Genomic DNA, 17,157 nt, shown 5'->3' on the forward strand with positions numbered 1-17,157 from the left:
AGACTGGATCATGGCTACTGTGCTGCAACGGCGTGCGGACGCCGACCGGGGGGGCGTTCCCGCCCTGCCGCAGCCCTATCTCCTCTTCCTCGGCGACACGGTCGAGGCCGGCTATGCCAAGACCGCCTTCGGGCTCGCCGACTGGGCGGCCGACCGCTGCGTCGGCGAATGGTCGGTCGCGGGCTGCGCCGTCACCACCGGCCTGCCGCCGATGGCGCCTGCCGAGGCGCGGGCGGCGGGTGCGCGGTCGCTGGTGATCGGGGTCGCCAACCAGGGCGGGGTGATCGGCGAAAGCTGGGTCGCGGCGCTCGTCGAGGCGATGGAGGCCGGGCTCGACATCGTCAGCGGGCTCCACGCCCGCCTCGCGAGCGTGCCTGCGCTGGCCGAAGCGGCGCGGCGCACCGGGCGGCGGCTGATCGACGTCCGCACCCCGCCGCCGTCGATACCGGTCGGCAACGGACGCAAGCGCAGCGGCAAGAGATTGCTGACGGTCGGCACCGACTGCGCGCTGGGGAAGAAATATACCGCGCTCGCGCTGCACCGCGCTTTCCTCGAACGCGGGATCGCCGCCGATTTCCGCGCGACCGGCCAGACCGGCATCATGATCGCGGGCGGCGGTATGCCGATGGACGCGGTGGTTTCGGATTTCGAGGCGGGCGCGGCGGAGATGCTGAGCCCCGACGCGGCGGCGGACCATTGGGATTTGATCGAGGGGCAGGGGTCGATCTTCAACCCCGCCTATGCCGCGGTATCGCTCGGCCTGCTTCACGGCAGCCAGCCCGACGTCTTCGTCGTCTGCCACGATCCGACACGTAAGGTGATCCTGGGGATGGAGAGTTTCGCGCTGCCGACGATCGAGGAGGTGATCGACCTGACGATCCGCCTCGGCAGCCGGACGAACCCGGCGATCCGCTGCGGCGGGGTCTGCCTCAATACCGCGAGCTTCGACGCCGACGGCGCCGAGGCGCTGATGGCGGCCGAGCGCGCGCGGCTCGGGCTGCCGGTCGCCGATCCGATCCGCGGCGGCGCGGGGTTCGACGCGCTCGTGGATGCCATCCTCGCATGACGGCCGGCGCGGCGAACCCCAGCCGGTTCCAGCGCTTCCTGCTCCCCGGCTTCGCGCTCAAGGCCGTGATCATCGGCGGCGGCTATGCCACCGGACGCGAACTCGCCGAATATTTCGTGCCGTCGGGGCCGTGGGGCGGGCTCGCCGCGATGCTGCTCGCGACCGGCATCTGGAGCCTCGTCGCCGCGCTGACCTTCGCGCTCGCGCGCCAGCTCGGTGCCTATAACTATCGCGCTTTCTTCAAGGGGCTGCTCGGCCCCGGCTGGATCGCGTTCGAGGCGGCATATATCATCTTCGTCATCCTGATCCTCGCGGTGTTCGGCGCGGCGGCGGCGGCGATCGGCGCCGCGACCTTCGGCTGGCCCGAATGGGCGGGCGCGCTGCTGCTCGCCGTCCTGATCGTCGCGGTGACCGCGCGCGGGACCGGGGTGGTCGAGCAGATGTTCAAATATGTCTCGATCCTGCTCTACACCGTCTATGCGCTGTTCCTGATCCTCGCGCTCGCGCGCTTCGGCGGGCCGATCGCACAGGGGTTCGCCGCCGCGCCGCCGCCTTCGGGCGACTGGATGGCGGGGGGCATCACTTATGCGAGCTATAATATCGTCGGCGCGGTGGTGATCCTGCCGGTGCTCCGGCACCTGACCAGCCAGCGCGACGCGGTGGTCGCGGGGCTGATCGCGGGGCCGCTGTCGATGCTGCCCGCGATTCTCTTCTTCGTCGCGATGATGGCCTTCTATCCCGCGATCGGCGCCGAGACGCTGCCCTCCGATTTCCTGCTCCGCCAGATGAACGTGCCGGGCTTCCACATCCTGTTCCAGGTGATGATCCTCGCGGCGCTGCTCGAAAGCGGCGCGGGCGCAGTGCACGCGATCAACGAGCGTATCTCGGGCGCGGTCGAGAGCCGCGGGCGCCCCGCGCTCGGCGCCGGGGCACGGGCGCTGATCGGCGCGGCGATCCTCACCGGTTGCATGTTCGTGGCGGGCGAAATCGGCCTCGTCGATCTGATCGCGAGCGGATACCGCTTCCTCGCCTGGCTCTTCCTCGCCGTCTTCGTCGTGCCGCTGCTCACCCTCGGCACCTGGCGCCTGCTGCGCTCCGCGTCCGTTCCCCCACTGGAGGTCCTGCCATGAAAATGCTTCGCCTGCTTGCCCTGCCGCTGCTGCTGTCCGCCGCCGCGCCCGCCTGGGCGGACCCGCCCGCCGACATCGGCGAAAGCGTCGAGGCGCTGCGGCAGAAGGTCGGCGCGCCCGGCGTGTCGATCGCGATCGTCGAGGACGGCAAGACCACACTGGCGCGCGGCTGGGGCGTCCGCAAGCTCGGCGAGAGCGCGCCGGTCGACGGCGAGACGATCTTCCAGACCGGATCGACCGGCAAGGCGATGACCGTCGCGGCGCTGGCGGTGCTCGTCGACGAGGGCAGGATCGCGTGGGACGATCCGGTCATCAAGCATATGCCCTGGTTCCGCATGTACGATCCGTGGGTCACGCGCGAGATGACGATCCGCGACCTGCTCGTCCATCGCAGCGGGCTGGGGCTGGGGCAGGGCGACCTGATGTTCGTGCCGCGCACCAACCTCACCCGCAAGCAGACCGCCGAGCGCGTGGCTTTCCTCAAACCCCGGACGAGTTTCCGCTCGGCCTACGCTTATGACAATATCCTCTATGCCGTGGCGGGGCAGCTCATCGAGGAGGTCACGGGGCAGCGCTGGGAGGATTTCATCCGCGCGCGGGTGCTGCGCGCGGGCGGCATGAAGAATGCGACGAGCGACAGCGAGGAGCGCTTCGCCGTCGCCAACCGCTCGTGGCCGCACGCGCGCCTGTCGGGCGTGCTGCGCGGAATCGGGCCGCAGCAGGTGCTCGACGAGCGCGACGAGCTGGGCCGCAACGGCGCGCCGGCGGGCGGGCTCGCCTTGAGCGCCGAGGATATGGCGGCATGGCTCAAGATCCAACTCGCGCGCGGCGCGCTTCCGGACGGCAAGCGATTGTTCAGCGAGGAGCAGGCAGCCGAGATGTGGGCGCCGGTGACGCCGATGCCGATCACCCCGCTGCCCGACGCGCTGAAGCCCGCGCAGCCGACGCAGCAGGCCTATGCGCTCGGCTGGCAGGTGCAGGATTATCGCGGCCACCGCATCATCCAGCACGGCGGCGGCGTCTTCGGATCGATCACGCGCGTCGTCATGATCCCCGACAGGAATGTCGGCTTCGCGATCATGATGAACAGCGAGGACAGCGGCATGCTGCTCGGCCTCACTTACGAACTGCTCGACCATTATCTGGACCAGCCCGACTATGGCTGGACCACCAAGTGGGAGGATTGGTATCAGGCGCGGCTTGCGGGCGGGGTCGAGTTCCTCAAGCAGGCGAAGGCGTCGCCCGTCAAATCGGGGCCATCGCTGCCGCTTGCGGGCTATGCGGGGCGCTACCGCGATCCCTGGTACGGCGACGTGGTGATCGGGTCGGGCGCGAAGGGGCTGACGATCGATTTCACCTCGACGCCGCGGATGGCGGGGCGGCTCAAGCATTGGCAGTACGACAGCTTCGTCACCGATTTCGACGATCCGGCGATCGAACCCGCCTATGTGACCTTTGCGCTCGATGCCGAGGGCAAGGTGACCGGCGTGACGATGAAGGCGGTCAGCCAGATTGCCGATTTCAGCTGGGATTATCAGGACCTCGACCTGAAGCCCGTGGAGGACAAGAAATGAAACGCATCGCCATCCTGCTCGCCGCGACCGCGCTCGCCGCCTGTTCGAGCGGCGGCGACGAGCCGAAGCCGTCGGAAGCGCCGCTGCACAGCCGGATGCTCGTGCTCGACACCCACCTCGACACCCCGCTCCATTTCGAGCGCCAGGGCTGGAATTTCGCCGATCGTCATGATCTGGCGACCGACCTGTCGCAGCTCGACATCCCGCGGATGAAGGACGGCAATCTCGATGGCGGCTTCTTCGCGATCTACACCGATCAGGGGCCGCTGACCGCCGCAGGTTATGCGGCGGCGCTCGCCCATGCCCGCAAGCGGTCGGACGTCATCGACAAGATGATCGCCGACAATAAAGGCGTGATCGGCGCCGCGCGCACTGCCGACGATGCGCGGCGGCTGAACAAGGAAGGCAAGCTCGTCGCCTTCAAGTCGATCGAGAACAGCTATCCGCTGGGCGAGGATCTGTCGCTGCTCAAGGAGTTCTACGACAAGGGCGTGCGGCTCGCGGGGCCGGTGCACGGGGCGAACAACCAGTTCGCCGACAGCGCGACCGACAAGCCGCGCTGGAACGGGCTCAGCCCGCTCGGCAAGCAATGGGTCGCCGAGATGAACCGGCTCGGTATCGTCATCGACGCGAGCCATTCGTCCGACGCGACCTTCGACCAGCTTCTCGCGCTGTCGAAATATCCGATCCTCCTCTCGCATTCGAGCCTGCGTTCGGCGCATAATCACCCGCGCAACCTCGACGAGGGGCGGCTGAAGGCGCTTGCGGCGAAGGGCGGCGCGATGTGCATCTCGACCATCTATATGTCGGAAATGAACATGTCGCCGGCGCGCGCGAAGCTGTTCGCCGACTATGAGCGGATCGGCGAGTTGAGCCCCGCAGCGCAGGCCGACCTCACCCGCCAATGGCGCGAACTCGACAAGACCGAAACGATGTGGGCGGCGGACTTCGAGGATTATATGAAGATGGTGCTGCGCGCGATCGAGGTCGGCGGCGTCGATCATATCTGCTTCGGCGCCGACTGGGATGGCGGCGGCGGCCTCAAGGGCATCGAGGACATCACCGCGCTGCCGAAGGTCACCGAACGGCTGAAGCAGGCGGGCTATTCGGACGCCGACATCGAGAAAATGTGGAGCGGCAACATCCTCCGCGTCCTCGCGGCACAGGGGACGTAGACGGCGCACGCCCCAGTCGTCTTTGTGAGGAGCGTAGCGACGAAGCAATCTCCAGCGATCGTTCCTTACAGACGGTGGCTGGAGATTGCTTCGCTACGCTCGCAATGACGATTCCAAGGCAGTATCCCGTGATCAAACTCACCGTTATGCGGCGAGGCTCTCGGCGCCAAAGGGTACGGCCTCCTCCCCTCCGTCCAACGCGACTTCGATCACCGCGACCGCCTCGCCCAGTTTCGCGGCGATGACGGCGGCGCGCGCGTTATCGAGTCCCGCGACGATCGCCTCGATCTGCATGGACCCGTCGCGCACTTCCATCCGCATCGCCGATGGAACGATCGTGCGCTGCGCGAAGACGCCGGCGATGCGCGGAAGCGATTGCGGATCGGGAAGCGCGTCGATCCGGAAGCGGTGCATCACGCCGCGACCCGCTCGGCGCCGGCGATGACCTCTTCGGCCATTTCGTCGGCGACCACCGCAGGCGAGCGTCCCTCGCGCGCGGCGCGGTCCAGCAAGGCGGTGACGCGCGGCGCGATCTGGCCCACTCGCGCTTCGACGTCGCTCTCGTCTTCGCCGAGATATTCGGCTGAGACGCTGATGATTCCGCCCGCGTTGACGACATAGTCGGGCGCATAGGCGACGCCGCGGTCGCGAAGCATATCGGCGACCTCGGGCGCGGCGAGCTGGTTGTTCGCCGCACCGCAGACGAGCTTCGCCTTCATCGCGCGGACGCTGTCGCGATTGAGTACGCCGCCGAGCGCGCAGGGCGCGAAGATTTCGGCCTGCACCGACGCGATCGCATCGACGTCGACGACCTTGGCGCCGAGGATCGCGGCGAGCCGGTCGCGGCGCGCCGGGTTCGGATCGGCGATCACCAGCCGCGCCCCGGCATCGGACAGGCGGCGGCACAGGTCAGCGCCGACATTCCCCGTTCCCTGCACCGCGACCGTCAGCCCGGCGAGGTCGGTGTCGAGCGCGAAGCGCGCCGCGGCGCGCATCGATTCGAAGACTCCGCGCGCGGTCCACGGCGACGGATCGCCTCCGGCGCGGTCGGCGGCGGGCGGGAGGCCCGCGACGTGGCGCGTCGTGCCGGCGACCTCCTGCATGTCGGCGACCGAGGTTCCGACATCTTCGGCGGTCACATAGAGGCCGCCGAGCTGCTCGACCGCGCGGCCGAAGGCGCGGAACAGCTTGGCGCGGTCGAAATCTCTCGCGGGCCTCCGCAGCACCGCTTTGGCGCCGCCCAGCGGCAGGCCGGCGAGCGCATTCTTGTAGCTCATGCCCTCGGCAAGCCGCAGCGCGTCGGCGAGCGCTTCGTCGATACCGGCATAGGTCCAGAAGCGGCAGCCGCCGGCGCCGGGGCCGAGCGTCGTCGAATGGATCGCGATCACACCGTCGAGTCCGCTGTCGGCATCGTGCAGGCGAACGCATTCGACCGGCGGGATCAGGCGGGCGGGGCGGGCAACCATGAATCTCTCCTTTGATGAGGCGTGGAAGATGGCATGGATAGCGCGGGCAATCTCGGTCGCTTTTCGGAGCGGATCGGCAAAATATGGGATATTTATTCCTAGATATTTATAATATGGGGTATGAATGACCGATCTTGATCCATTCGAGATAAAAATCCTCCGCGAGATGCAGCGCGATGCGAGTCAGACTACCGCCGAGATCGCCGAGCGCGTCGGCCTGTCGGTGTCGCCCTGCTGGCGCCGCATCGATCGGCTTGAGCGCGAGGGCTTCATCCGCAAGCGCGTCGCGCTGATCGACCGGCGCCGTGTCGCGCTCAACGCGCATGTCTTCGCGCAGGTGAAGCTCAACGCCCACGGCCGCGCCAATCTCGATGAATTCAGCGCGGCGATCCGCGGCTTTCCCGAGGTGCTCGATGCCTATGTGCTGATGGGCACGACCGATTTCATGCTGCGCATCGTCGCGAAGGACATCGACGCCTATGAGCGTTTCTTCTTCGACCAGCTCAGCAAATTACCGGGCATTCAGGAGATCAACTCGACCGTCGCGCTGTCCGAAATCAAGGCGACGACCGAATTGCCGCTGTAGGGGCTAGCCGGCCCGCGCGAACCAGATGACGTGGCGTGCGCCCTTGCCGCCCGCGCGGGCGCGGACGCCGACCTCCTCGACCCGAAAGCCCGCCGCCGCGAGGCGCTTCGTGAAGCGTGCGTCGGGGGCGGCCGACCAGATCGCCAATATCCCGCCGGGCCGCAGCGCTGCCTTTGCCTTCGCGAGGCCTGCGGGCGAATAGAGGCGGTCGTTCGCGGGGTGCGTCAGCCCGTCGGGGCCATTGTCGACATCGAGCAGGATCGCGTCGTAGCGGCCGGACGCCGCCGCGATCACGGCGCCGACATCCTCGATGACCAGTTCGACGCGCGGGTCGTCGAGGCACCCCGCCGCCAGCTCCGCCATCGGCCCGCGCGCCCAATCGACGATCGCGGGCACCAGTTCGGCGACGGTGATCTTGGCTTTCGGCCCCAGCATTGCCAGCGCCGCGCGCAGCGTGAACCCCATGCCATAGCCGCCGATCAGCAGATGCGCGGCGTCGGGGCCCTGCAGCCGCTCGCAGCTCATCACCGCGAGCGCTTCCTCCGAACCGCTCATCCGGCTGTTCATCAGCTCGTTGCCGCCGATCGCGATGATATGATCCTCGCCGCGCCGGAACAGGCGCAGCGTTTCGCCGCCCGGAATCGCGGCGGTGTCGATCAACTCGCGGATTTTCACCCGGCGGTCAGTTCAGTTCGCCGAGGCCGAGCGCATCGAGCAGCGCCGCGCGCGCCTGCCGCACTTCGGCGACGAGCGCGGCCGATGCGAGATCGCCGGGCGCGATCGCTTCGGGCCAATACTTCGCCACCACCTCGGCGATGCGATCGAGCTTGGCCGCGTCGGCGAGGAAGCGCGGATCGACGCGCGCCGGATCGGCGACGACGCGCAGGCGGAGGCAGGCGGGGCCGCCGCCGTTCGCCATCGACTGGCGGACATCGACCGGCAGCAGGCGGCGGATCGGCCCGTTGCCCGCGACATGCGCTTCCAGCCAGTCCCAGACCGGTCTGGTCTCGCGCGCCTCGGTCGGCAGCACCAGCCCCATCCCGCCGTCGCCGGGCAGGCTGACGAGCTGCGCGTTGAACAAATAGGATTTGATCGCCTCGGGCAGGCTGACCGCGTTCGCGGGCACCTCGACGATCTCGACCTCGGGAAAGGCGGCGCGGATTTGCGCATGCGCGCCTTCGCGGTCTTCGAACGCGGTCTCGTGCGTGAACAGCACCCGCTCGTTCGCCACTGCGACCACGTCATTGTGGAACGCGCCGCCCTGAATCGCGGTATCCGATTGGCGGATGAAGAGCGTGCGGGCGGGATCGAGCCGATGCTTGCGTGCGATCGCCTTCGATGCGTCGAGATGCTGGCGCGCCGGGAAACGGCCGCCGCCGACGCCATAGACGAAAATCTCGACCCCCGGCGACCCGTGCCCGTCGCACAGCCGCATATGGTTCGCCGCGCCCTCGTCGCCGAACGGCGCGGGGACGGGGCCGTGGACGACGAACGCCGGATCGGCGAAGGCGAGGCGAAGCTGCGCCAGCGTCCCCGGCCATTCGTGGCTGCGATGCGGCATGGTGACGAGGTTGGCGACGGTCAGATGGCATTTGCCGTCGGCGCTGTCGGGCGCGGGCGAGACGGTCGCGGCGTTCGCCGCCCACATCGACGAAGCCGACCAGGCCTGCGCGCGCAGATGTGCTTCCGCGCCGTCGAGCGTCGTGCCGAGCGTTGCGAGCCACGGCGCGTCGGGACGATCCAGCGGCATGAAGAAGCCCTGCGGCAGGCCGAGCGCGATATTGTGGCGCATCTTCTCGATGCCCTGCAGCGCCGCTGCGCGCGGTTGCGACACGTCGCCGGCGTTGCTTGCGGAGGCGATATTGCCGCGGCTGAGGCCGGCATAATTATGGGTCGGACCGATGATCCCGTCGAAATTGATTTCGGTGGGCATGTCAGCGCCCGATCCAGCTGATCTCGTCACCCACGCCGACACCCAATATCCGCGCCGCTTCGGCGTCGATCGTGCCGTCGGCGCCCATGCGTCCGAAACAGCAGCGGAAATCGGCGAGGCGCCCGGTGGCGATCAGCGCGTCTGCGCCACCATTGCCGATCGCCGCCACCGCGACATGCTTCGCATCGCGGATGCTCGCGACCTGGTCGGTGCGCGCGGTCATCGTCGGGCCGCCGTCGAAGATGTCGATATAATTTTCGAAGGCGAAGCCCTCATTCTCCAGCATCCGCATTGCGGCGCGGCCTGTGGGATGGGGGACGCCGATCACCGCGCGTGCGGTTTCGGGCAGCATCGCGATATAGACTGGGTGCTTGGGCATCAGGTCGGCGATGAACTGGTTGCCGTGGACCGCGTTGAACTGGTCGGCCTCCTGGAAGTTCATCCCGAAGAATTTGCCCGCGACCCCGTCCCAGAAGGGCGAGCCGCCCGCCTCGTCGATCACGCCGCGCAGCTCGGCGAGGATGCGGTCGGCGAAGCGCGCACGGTGGCGCGCGATGAACAGATAGCGCGAGCGCGCGAGCAGCAGGCCGAGCCCGCCGGCGCGTGCCGCGGGGTGAAGGAACAGCCCGCCGACCTCGCTCGCGCCGTTAAGATCGTTGCTGAGCATCAGCACCTGCGCGTGGAAGGTGCGGTCGAGCTGCTCGCTATGCTTGCTGTCGGTGCCGATGCGATAGGAGTAGAAGGGCCAGCGCTGGCCGACCTGCCCGAAGATCTGGCAGGTGCCGCGCACTTCGCCGCTGTCCATGTCCTCGAGCACCATCAGATAGAGGTCGTCGCCCGGCTGATCCTTGTCCGATGCGAAACCGGCCTCGGCGCGTTCGAGCTTGGCGCGCAGCGCCTGGCGGTCGGGGGGCAGGTTGGTGAAGCCGCCGCCGGTCAGCTTCGCCATTTCGTAAATGCTCTGGAGATCGCCCGGTTTGGCCGCCCGGATCACATAGGTCACACAGTCCCCCGTTCTGCTATTTTCAACAAGGTAAGCGTCGACAGCCGCGCCCGTTCGGCGAGACTGTCGACGATCAGAAATTCATCCGACGAATGGATGGCGCCGCCGCGCGGGCCCATCGTATCGACGACGGGCACACCGCACGCCGCGATATTGTTGCCGTCGCAGACGCCGCCGGTCGCGTTCCAGCCGATCGTCAGGCCGAGCGTCGCGCCGCAGTCGCGCACCAGTTCGAACAGGCGCGTCGCGGCGGGATCGAGCGGCTTGGGCGGACGGTTGAAATTGCCGTGGAGATGGCAATGCACGTCGTGGTCGCGCTGGATGTTGGCGATGGTGTCGCGCAGCGCGGCTTCGGCGGCGGCCATGGCGGCGGGGGTCATCGGGCGCATGTTGACGCGGAGGATCGCCTGGTCGGGGACGACATTGTTCGGTCCGCCGCCGTCGATCTTGGCGGGATTGACCTTCAAATCCAATGACTTGAGAGCGTTGAGGCGCAGCGCCAGATCGGCCGCTGCGACGAGGGCGTTGCGCCCTTCCTCGGGATTGCGGCCGGCGTGCGCCGAGCGGCCGTGGATCAGCACCGAAAAATTGCCGCTTCCCGGCCTGGCGCCCGCGAGCGTGCCGTCGGGCAGCGCGGGCTCGTAGGTCAGCGCCGCGGTCTTGCCGCGTGCCAGTTCGGCGATCAGCGCCGCCGAGGCGTGGCTGCCGGTCTCCTCGTCGCTGTTGATCATCACGTCATAGCCGATGCGCGCCGCGAGCGGCGAGGCTTCGAGCGCGGTCAGCGCCGAGAGGATCACCGCGATGCCGCCCTTCATGTCGGCGGTGCCGGGGCCGTTCAGCACGCCATCCTTCAGCCATTGCAGCGACTGGAAGGGGTGATCGGCGGCGAACACCGTGTCCATATGGCCGGTCAGCAGCAGTTGCACCGGCGCCTCGGGCCGGACGCGCAAATGGAGATGGTCGCCGCGCTGGGTCGTTCGGACGATTCCCGCGGCATCGACGCTTTCGACCGGGTCGGGCGCAACGAGCCGCACATTGCCGGGCAGGGCGGCGAAGGCGTTGGCGAGCAGGCCGGCTACGGTTTTCAGCCCCGCCAGATTGCCGGTGCCGCTGTTCACCGCCGCCCATTGCTCGACCTGCGTCAGCATCGGGGCATCGGCGGCGCGTTCGAGGGTCGCGCTTTCGCTTGCGGTGAGGGTGGTCATGGCGTGGCTATAGCGGGCGGCGAGGGGCTTTTGCACCCCCGGCCCGGCATTTTGTTGCCGCGATACCGTAAGTCACTGATGCCGCGCGCCCGCGCGCGTATGCACCCCATGCGAATCCTCTGCCGATCGACGCCGTTAACCAAAAGTTCGTGGCCGTTCCGCTACCCGCCCCGGAGCAATGATGAGTGGATCGATGACTGCTGCCTTCGTGCTTGGCATCAACATGGCCGTTGCGGGCATCTTTGCCCTGGCCTTCGCCGTGGTCGCGGCAACGAACCGGAGCGCACGCGGCGCGGGGTGGCTGGCGCTCGGCTGCGGCATGGGAATCGTCAATGCCGGGCTGGAATTTCTGCTCCGCCAACAGGCCGATCCGGTGCCCGTCGGCATCGGCATCTTCCTCGTCTTTCTGTCGGCGCTCAGCTTCGCGCTGATCGGGGTCGCGCGCCACTATCGCGCTCGCCCGCCATGGACCGCGATGGCGGTGATCTGGACCGCCACGATCCTGTCGGTGCCGGTCATCTTCAGCATGACCTATGGCTCGCCGGTGCGGCTGGTGCTCTATCAGCTTCCCTATTTCGCGATGCAGGCGCTGTTCGGCCTCACGATCTGGCGCTCGGGACATCGCCAGCCGCTCGACCTGCTGCTGGTCGCGCTGCAAGCGGTCGCGGCGATGCTCTATCCGCTCAAATCGCTGTTCGCGATGATGGTCGGGACGGCGCGCACGCCGCAGGATTATATGGCGACGACCTATGCGGCGATCTCGCAGAGCGGCAGTGTCGTGGTGCTGATCGCGACCGGGCTCGTCATGCTGCTGGTGACGATGCGCGACACGACGGCCGAGATGATCGCGCGCTCCGAAACCGACCCGCTGTCGGGCGTCTTCAATCGCCGCGGTTTCGAACGCCATGCCGAAGCCGCGCTCGCGCGTGTCGGCGAGAGTGGGGGCGATGACGGGGGCCAGGCGGTGCTGATCGCTGCCGATCTCGATCATTTCAAGCGGATCAACGACAATTTCGGCCATGCCGCGGGCGACGGCGTGATCGCCCATTTCGCCGCGATGCTCGCCGAGGCCGCGCCACCCGAAGCGATCGTCGGCCGCGTCGGGGGAGAAGAGTTCGCCGTGCTGCTGCCCGCTGCGCTGCTGTCCGACGGACGCCTTTATGCCGAGGCGGTGCGCGCCGCCTTCGCCGCCGCGGAATTGCCGGTGCTTGGCGTCGATCGCCGGTTCAGCGCTTCCTTCGGTGTCGCGCAATGGATGCCGAAAGAGGCTTTGCCGGACCTGTTCCACCGTGCCGACACCGCGCTCTACCGGGCCAAGGCGGGCGGACGAAATCGGGTTCGTGTCGCGCTGGTCGACCTCCCGCCGACGCCGGTGCGCGGCGCCGCCTGACGGGGCCACCCGGCCTCATCCGATCGCCGCGAGCATGGCCTCCAGCATTGGGCGCATTCGCCGGATCTCGTCCCGATGCGCCGCCGACAGCGCCGCCAGTGCGTCGCGCGCCTTGGTGGTCAGGCGCAGTCGTGCGCGGCGCCGGTCGTCGGTTGCGGCGATCCGTTCGATCCAGCCCTGATCGGCGAGACGGTTGATGAGGCCCGTCGCGCTGTGCGGTTTGAGCATCAGCCGCCGCGCGACGTCGCCGATGGTCGGCAGGTCCGGCCCGGTGCCGCGAATCGCGAGCAGCGCCTGATGCTGCTGCGGGGTCAGCCCCTGCTCGATCGCGCGTGCCTCGCTGAACGCATGGAACTGGCGCAGCGCATGGCGGAACTCGGCGAGCGCGGCATAGTCGGCATCGGTGAGGGCGGTCTCGCGCGGCATGGCGGTCGGCATAGGGGGCGGCACGAAAGGAGGAAAGCTCTATTGAATTATATCGTATTGCGATATAATGGCGCGGGCCGCCCGTCCCATCCTGTTGGAAGCCGCATGTCCGTTTCTCCCGCCGCCTATAAACTCGCGGACCATAGCGCCGACCGGCGGATGCTGCTGCTCGCGGGGCTGGCGCTGGCGATCGGTGCTGGCGCTGCGGGCGGCGCCTGGGTCCTGCTGAAATCGATCGCGCTCGCGACCAACCTCTTCTGGTTCGGCCGCTTCTCTTTCGCCGCGACCGCGATCACCGATGCGTCGGTCGGCCTGTTCGTCGTCGTCATTCCGGTGATCGGGGCGCTGATGATCGGGGTGATGGCGCGCTTCGGGTCGGACAAGATCCGCGGCCACGGCATTCCCGAAGCGATCGAGGCGATCCTCTATGGCCAGAGCCGCCTGTCGCCGAAGGTCGCGGTGCTGAAACCGATCTCGGCGGCGATTTCGATCGGCAGCGGCGGGCCGTTCGGCGCCGAGGGGCCGATCATCATGACCGGCGGCGCGATCGGCTCGCTGTTCGCGCAGCGCTTTCGCCTCAGTGCCGCCGAGCGCAAGACGCTGCTGGTGGCGGGCGCCGGGGCGGGGATGACCGCGATCTTCGGCACCCCGCTCGCCGCGATCCTGCTGGCGCTCGAGGTGCTGCTGTTCGAGTGGAAGCCGCGCAGCTTCGTCCCCGTCGTCGTCGCGGTGCTCGTCGCGATGGGCGTTCGCCCGCTGCTGATCGGCAGTGAGCCGATGTTTCCGCTTGCCGCGTCGCTGCCGCCCGCTGGATCGGCGCTGCCGATCGCCGGCGCGCTCGGTGTGGTCGTGGGGCTGGAGGCGGCGCTGCTGTCGGCGCTGCTTTATCGCATCGAGGACGGTTTCCACCGCCTGCCGATCCACTGGATGTGGTGGCCCGCGATCGGCGCCGTGGTGGTCGGGCTCGGCGGCCTGATCGACGCGCATGTCCTCGGCGCCGGCTATGGCAGTATCCAGGCGTTGCTCGACGGAACGCTCGCGATGCGCGTCGTCGTCGCGCTGCTGGTGGTCAAGGCGGTGGTTTGGCTCTTTGCTCTGGGGTCGGGGACGTCGGGCGGCATTCTTGCGCCCTTGCTCATCCTCGGCGGCGCGGCAGGGGCGCTTGCGGGGCACCTGTGGCTGGGCGATCCGGGCGTCTGGGCGCTCGTCGGCATGGCCGGTATCCTGAGCGGCGCGATGCGCGCGCCGCTGACCGGCGCGCTGTTCGCGGTCGAGGTGACGGGGTTGTACGGCGCGCTGCCGCTGACGATCGCGGCCGCGTGCGGCGCCTATGCGGTCAGCGTGCTGCTCATGCAGCGCTCGATCCTCACCGAAAAGATCGCGCGGCGCGGGCGGCATATCCGGCAGGAATATGTCGTCGACCCGATGGACCTGGTGCAGGCGCGCGACCTGATGACGCCGGAGCCCGCGACGCTGCCCGGCGCGATGGTCGCGGGCGACGTCCTCGACTTCTTCGCCGAAAGCGCCGAGCATCGCAGCTATCCGGTGGTCGATGGCCAAGGGCGGCTGCTGGGCCTTGTGTCGCGTAGCGACGTGCTCGAATGGCGCGTCGCCGACATGCCGGCCGACCGCACCCTCGCCGACCTGGTCTCCGACGCCGCGCAGCCGGTCGCCCACGCCGACGCGCCGATCGGGCAGATTGCCGACCTGATCGTCGAAACCGGGGTCGGGCGCATTCCGATCGTCGATCCGGCGACGCGCAAGGTGCTGGGGATCCTGTCGCGCCACGACTTGCTCAAGGCGCGCCGCGACCATCGGAGGGCGGAGACTGCGCGGTCGCGGTGAATCTGGCCCGTCATTGCGAGGAGCGCAGCGACGAAGCAATCTCCAGCCCGCGTTGATTCAGGACGATAGCTGGAGATTGCTTCGCTCCGCTCGCAATGACGAGCGGGGTCAATCCACCGCCCCATTGCCAAGCCCCGTCATTCGCGCCATAGGGCGGCGGCCCTTTCCTCCCCGGGTCCACTGGCGCGTCCGCGCTGACCAAAGGGTGTTTGCATGACTGATTTCCTCGATCGCCACGGCCTCTCCGTCGATTCGCGTCTGGCGTCCTTCATCGAGAACAAGGCGTTGCCCGGAACGGGGCTCGACGCGACGCGCTTCTGGGGCGATTTCGCGGCGCTGCTCGGCAAGTTCGCACCCGAAAACGCCGCGCTGCTCGCCAAGCGTGAGGATTTGCAGGCGAAGATCGACGCCTGGCATCAGGGGCGGGAAGGGCAGGCGCATGACGCCGGGGCCTATCAGGCGTTCCTGCGCGAGATCGGCTATCTCGTCCCGGAGCCCGCGCCGTTCGCGGTCGGCACCGCGAACGTCGATGCCGAAATCGCGACGATGGCGGGGCCGCAGCTCGTCGTCCCCGCGCTCAATGCGCGCTTTGCCTTGAACGCCGCCAACGCGCGCTGGGGCAGCCTTTACGACGCCTTCTACGGCACCGACGCGCTCGACGCGCCGCCCGCGAAGCCCGGCGGCTATGATGCCGAGCGCGGCGCGGCGGTGATCGCGCGCGCGAAGGTCTTTCTCGATGAAGCGGTGCCGCTGGCGAACGGGAAATGGGCCGACTGGCAGGGAGGGGACCTGACGCTCGCCGACCCGTCGCAGCTTGTCGGCACGCGCGATGGCGGTATCCTCCTCAAGCACAACGGTCTGCATATCGAACTGGTGATCGATCCCGCGAGCGCGATCGGCAAGACCGACCCTGCGGGCATCGCCGACGTGATCGTCGAAGCCGCGCTGACGACGATCATCGATCTCGAGGACAGCGTCGCCGCGGTCGATGGCGAGGACAAGGTACTCGGTTATACGAACTGGCTCGGCCTGATGCGCGGCGATCTGGTCGAGAGTTTCGACAAGGGTGGCAAGGTGATGACGCGCCGCATGGCCGCCGACCGCGACTGGACCGCGCCCGACGGCACGGCCTTCGCACTGCACGGACGCAGCGTGCTGTTCGTGCGCAACGTCGGCCACCTGATGACGACGCCGATGATCCGGCTCCTCGACGGCAGCGAGGCGCCCGAGGGATTGTGCGATGCGGTGATCACCAGCCTCTGCGCGGTCCACGACCTCAAGGGGCTCGGCAGCCTCCGCAACAGCCGCGCGGGCAGCGTCTATATCGTCAAGCCCAAGCAGCATGGGCCGGAGGAATGCGGCTTTACGAACCGGCTGTTCGATGCGGTCGAGGATATGCTCGGCCTCGCGCGCCACACTGTCAAGGTCGGGGTGATGGACGAGGAACGCCGCACCAGCGCCAACCTTGCCGCTTGCATCGAGGCCGTGAAGGACCGCATCGTCTTCATCAATACCGGCTTCCTCGACCGCACCGGCGACGAGATTCACACCTCGATGCGTGCCGGGCCGATGATCCCCAAGGGCGAGATGAAGGCGTCGGACTGGATCGCGTCGTACGAGGACCGCAACGTCCGCATCGGCCTTGCCTGCGGGCTCAGCGGCAAGGCGCAGATCGGCAAGGGCATGTGGGCGATGCCCGACCTGATGAAGGCAATGCTGGACGCCAAGATCGGCCACCCGAAATCGGGTGCGAATACGGCATGGGTGCCGTCGCCGACCGCTGCGACGCTCCATGCGCTGCATTATCATATGGTCGACGTCTTCGCGCGGCAGAAGGAGATCGCGGGTGAGGCGGTGCCCGCGCTCGATCGGCTGCTGAACATCCCCGTCGCAACGGGGCGCAACTGGAGCGAGGCCGAGGTTGCGCGCGAGCTCGACAATAATTGCCAGGGTATTTTGGGCTATGTCGTGCGCTGGATCGACCAGGGCGTCGGCTGTTCGAAAGTGCCCGACATCGACGACGTCGGCCTGATGGAGGATCGCGCGACGTTGCGTATTTCGTCGCAGGCGCTCGCGAACTGGCTGCTTCATGGCGTCTGCACCGAAGCGCAGGTCGACGCCGCGCTGGCGCGCATGGCGGCCAAGGTCGATGCGCAGAATGCGGGCGACCCGCTTTACGAAAAGCTGACGCCCGACGGGATTGCGTATCAGGCGGCCCGGGCGCTGATCTTCGAGGGGGTGACGCAGCCGTCGGGTTACACCGAACCGCTGCTCCACAAGTTCCGGCAGGCGAAGAAGGCGGCGTAGGGGCGGCATCGGCTCTCTCCCCTTCCGGGGAGAGACGCGCTGGCTTGCTGG

The 17,157-nt window shown here is 68.1% G+C and carries 15 protein-coding genes; 8 read left to right on the plus strand and 7 right to left on the minus strand.

From position 1 onward, the window contains the following. Positions 1-10 precede the first annotated feature (10 nt). From ACVENA_RS03665 to ACVENA_RS03680, 4 genes are read left to right on the plus strand one after another with little or no spacing between them, the layout of a single operon-like run. Entirely contained in the window at positions 11-1,066 is a 1,056-nt protein-coding gene (locus tag ACVENA_RS03665) for a DUF1611 domain-containing protein (protein WP_257548222.1), read from the plus strand. Next, positions 1,063-2,196, plus strand: a complete 1,134-nt coding sequence (locus tag ACVENA_RS03670) for a YkvI family membrane protein (RefSeq protein WP_449327693.1) — start codon at positions 1,063-1,065, stop codon at positions 2,194-2,196. The genes ACVENA_RS03665 and ACVENA_RS03670 overlap by 4 nt, the downstream gene beginning before the upstream one ends. Next, positions 2,193-3,770: a serine hydrolase gene (locus ACVENA_RS03675; RefSeq protein WP_449327694.1), complete on the plus strand. Its 1,578-nt coding sequence runs from the start codon at positions 2,193-2,195 to the stop codon at positions 3,768-3,770. The genes ACVENA_RS03670 and ACVENA_RS03675 overlap by 4 nt, the downstream gene beginning before the upstream one ends. Beyond that, a complete protein-coding gene (locus tag ACVENA_RS03680; protein ID WP_449327695.1) occupies positions 3,767-4,945 on the plus strand; it encodes a dipeptidase in 1,179 nt (392 codons plus the stop codon). Before ACVENA_RS03675 ends, ACVENA_RS03680 begins: the two co-directional genes overlap by 4 nt. A 144-nt stretch (positions 4,946-5,089) precedes the next feature. Here the strand turns inward: ACVENA_RS03680 and ACVENA_RS03685 are convergent, their stop codons facing one another. Then, on the minus strand, positions 5,090-5,362 hold the full coding sequence (locus ACVENA_RS03685) for a hypothetical protein (protein ID WP_449327696.1): 273 nt from the start codon (positions 5,360-5,362) through the stop codon (positions 5,090-5,092). Next, on the minus strand, positions 5,359-6,411 hold the full coding sequence (locus ACVENA_RS03690; RefSeq protein WP_449327697.1) for a Leu/Phe/Val dehydrogenase: 1,053 nt from the start codon (positions 6,409-6,411) through the stop codon (positions 5,359-5,361). Before ACVENA_RS03690 ends, ACVENA_RS03685 begins: the two co-directional genes overlap by 4 nt. A 124-nt stretch (positions 6,412-6,535) precedes the next feature. Between ACVENA_RS03690 and ACVENA_RS03695 the strand changes: the two genes are divergently transcribed. Further along, the gene (locus tag ACVENA_RS03695) at positions 6,536-6,997 is read left to right on the plus strand and encodes an Lrp/AsnC family transcriptional regulator (protein WP_449327698.1); all 462 of its coding nucleotides are present in this window, start codon (positions 6,536-6,538) and stop codon (positions 6,995-6,997) included. A 3-nt stretch (positions 6,998-7,000) separates the two neighbouring features. Here the strand turns inward: ACVENA_RS03695 and ACVENA_RS03700 are convergent, their stop codons facing one another. The 4 genes from ACVENA_RS03700 to ACVENA_RS03715 are packed head-to-tail and all read right to left on the minus strand — an operon-like array spanning position 7,001 to position 11,138. Next, entirely contained in the window at positions 7,001-7,672 is a 672-nt protein-coding gene (locus ACVENA_RS03700; RefSeq protein WP_449327699.1) for a spermidine synthase, read from the minus strand. A gap of 7 nt (positions 7,673-7,679) precedes the next feature. Then, on the minus strand, positions 7,680-8,930 hold the full coding sequence (locus tag ACVENA_RS03705; protein WP_449327700.1) for an N-succinylarginine dihydrolase: 1,251 nt from the start codon (positions 8,928-8,930) through the stop codon (positions 7,680-7,682). Position 8,931: 1 nt separating this feature from the next. Further along, a complete protein-coding gene (locus tag ACVENA_RS03710; protein WP_449327701.1) occupies positions 8,932-9,933 on the minus strand; it encodes an arginine N-succinyltransferase in 1,002 nt (333 codons plus the stop codon). Further along, entirely contained in the window at positions 9,930-11,138 is a 1,209-nt protein-coding gene (locus ACVENA_RS03715) for a hydrolase (RefSeq protein WP_257548238.1), read from the minus strand. Before ACVENA_RS03715 ends, ACVENA_RS03710 begins: the two co-directional genes overlap by 4 nt. Positions 11,139-11,331: 193 nt before the next feature. Here ACVENA_RS03715 and ACVENA_RS03720 point away from each other — a divergent pair, with 193 nt between their 5' ends. Beyond that, a complete protein-coding gene (locus ACVENA_RS03720; RefSeq protein WP_449327702.1) occupies positions 11,332-12,528 on the plus strand; it encodes a GGDEF domain-containing protein in 1,197 nt (398 codons plus the stop codon). A gap of 15 nt (positions 12,529-12,543) precedes the next feature. On the opposite strand, the gene ACVENA_RS03725 is transcribed toward ACVENA_RS03720, so the two are convergent. Further along, entirely contained in the window at positions 12,544-12,966 is a 423-nt protein-coding gene (locus tag ACVENA_RS03725; protein WP_449327703.1) for a MarR family transcriptional regulator, read from the minus strand. A gap of 93 nt (positions 12,967-13,059) precedes the next feature. Between ACVENA_RS03725 and ACVENA_RS03730 the strand changes: the two genes are divergently transcribed. Next, positions 13,060-14,799, plus strand: coding sequence for a chloride channel protein (locus tag ACVENA_RS03730; RefSeq protein WP_449327704.1), 1,740 nt, complete (start codon positions 13,060-13,062; stop codon positions 14,797-14,799). Positions 14,800-15,012: 213 nt separating this feature from the next. Next, positions 15,013-17,106, plus strand: a complete 2,094-nt coding sequence (locus tag ACVENA_RS03735; protein WP_449327705.1) for a malate synthase G — start codon at positions 15,013-15,015, stop codon at positions 17,104-17,106. Positions 17,107-17,157: the final 51 nt, after the last annotated feature.

The organism is Sphingopyxis sp. 550A, assembly GCF_053569535.1.

Bases quoted from the DNA above. Each gene is read 5' to 3' on its own strand.
- ACVENA_RS03665 (WP_257548222.1), top strand. From the start codon at position 11: ATGGCTACTGTGCTGCAACGGCGTGCGGACGCCGACCGGGGGGGCGTT.
- ACVENA_RS03670 (WP_449327693.1), top strand. From the start codon at position 1,063: ATGACGGCCGGCGCGGCGAACCCCAGCCGGTTCCAGCGCTTCCTGCTC.
- ACVENA_RS03675 (WP_449327694.1), top strand. From the start codon at position 2,193: ATGAAAATGCTTCGCCTGCTTGCCCTGCCGCTGCTGCTGTCCGCCGCC.
- ACVENA_RS03680 (WP_449327695.1), top strand. From the start codon at position 3,767: ATGAAACGCATCGCCATCCTGCTCGCCGCGACCGCGCTCGCCGCCTGT.
- ACVENA_RS03690 (WP_449327697.1), bottom strand. From the start codon at position 6,411: ATGGTTGCCCGCCCCGCCCGCCTGATCCCGCCGGTCGAATGCGTTCGC.
- ACVENA_RS03695 (WP_449327698.1), top strand. From the start codon at position 6,536: ATGACCGATCTTGATCCATTCGAGATAAAAATCCTCCGCGAGATGCAG.
- ACVENA_RS03705 (WP_449327700.1), bottom strand. From the start codon at position 8,930: ATGCCCACCGAAATCAATTTCGACGGGATCATCGGTCCGACCCATAAT.
- ACVENA_RS03715 (WP_257548238.1), bottom strand. From the start codon at position 11,138: ATGACCACCCTCACCGCAAGCGAAAGCGCGACCCTCGAACGCGCCGCC.
- ACVENA_RS03720 (WP_449327702.1), top strand. From the start codon at position 11,332: ATGACTGCTGCCTTCGTGCTTGGCATCAACATGGCCGTTGCGGGCATC.
- ACVENA_RS03725 (WP_449327703.1), bottom strand. From the start codon at position 12,966: ATGCCGACCGCCATGCCGCGCGAGACCGCCCTCACCGATGCCGACTAT.
- ACVENA_RS03730 (WP_449327704.1), top strand. From the start codon at position 13,060: ATGTCCGTTTCTCCCGCCGCCTATAAACTCGCGGACCATAGCGCCGAC.
- ACVENA_RS03735 (WP_449327705.1), top strand. From the start codon at position 15,013: ATGACTGATTTCCTCGATCGCCACGGCCTCTCCGTCGATTCGCGTCTG.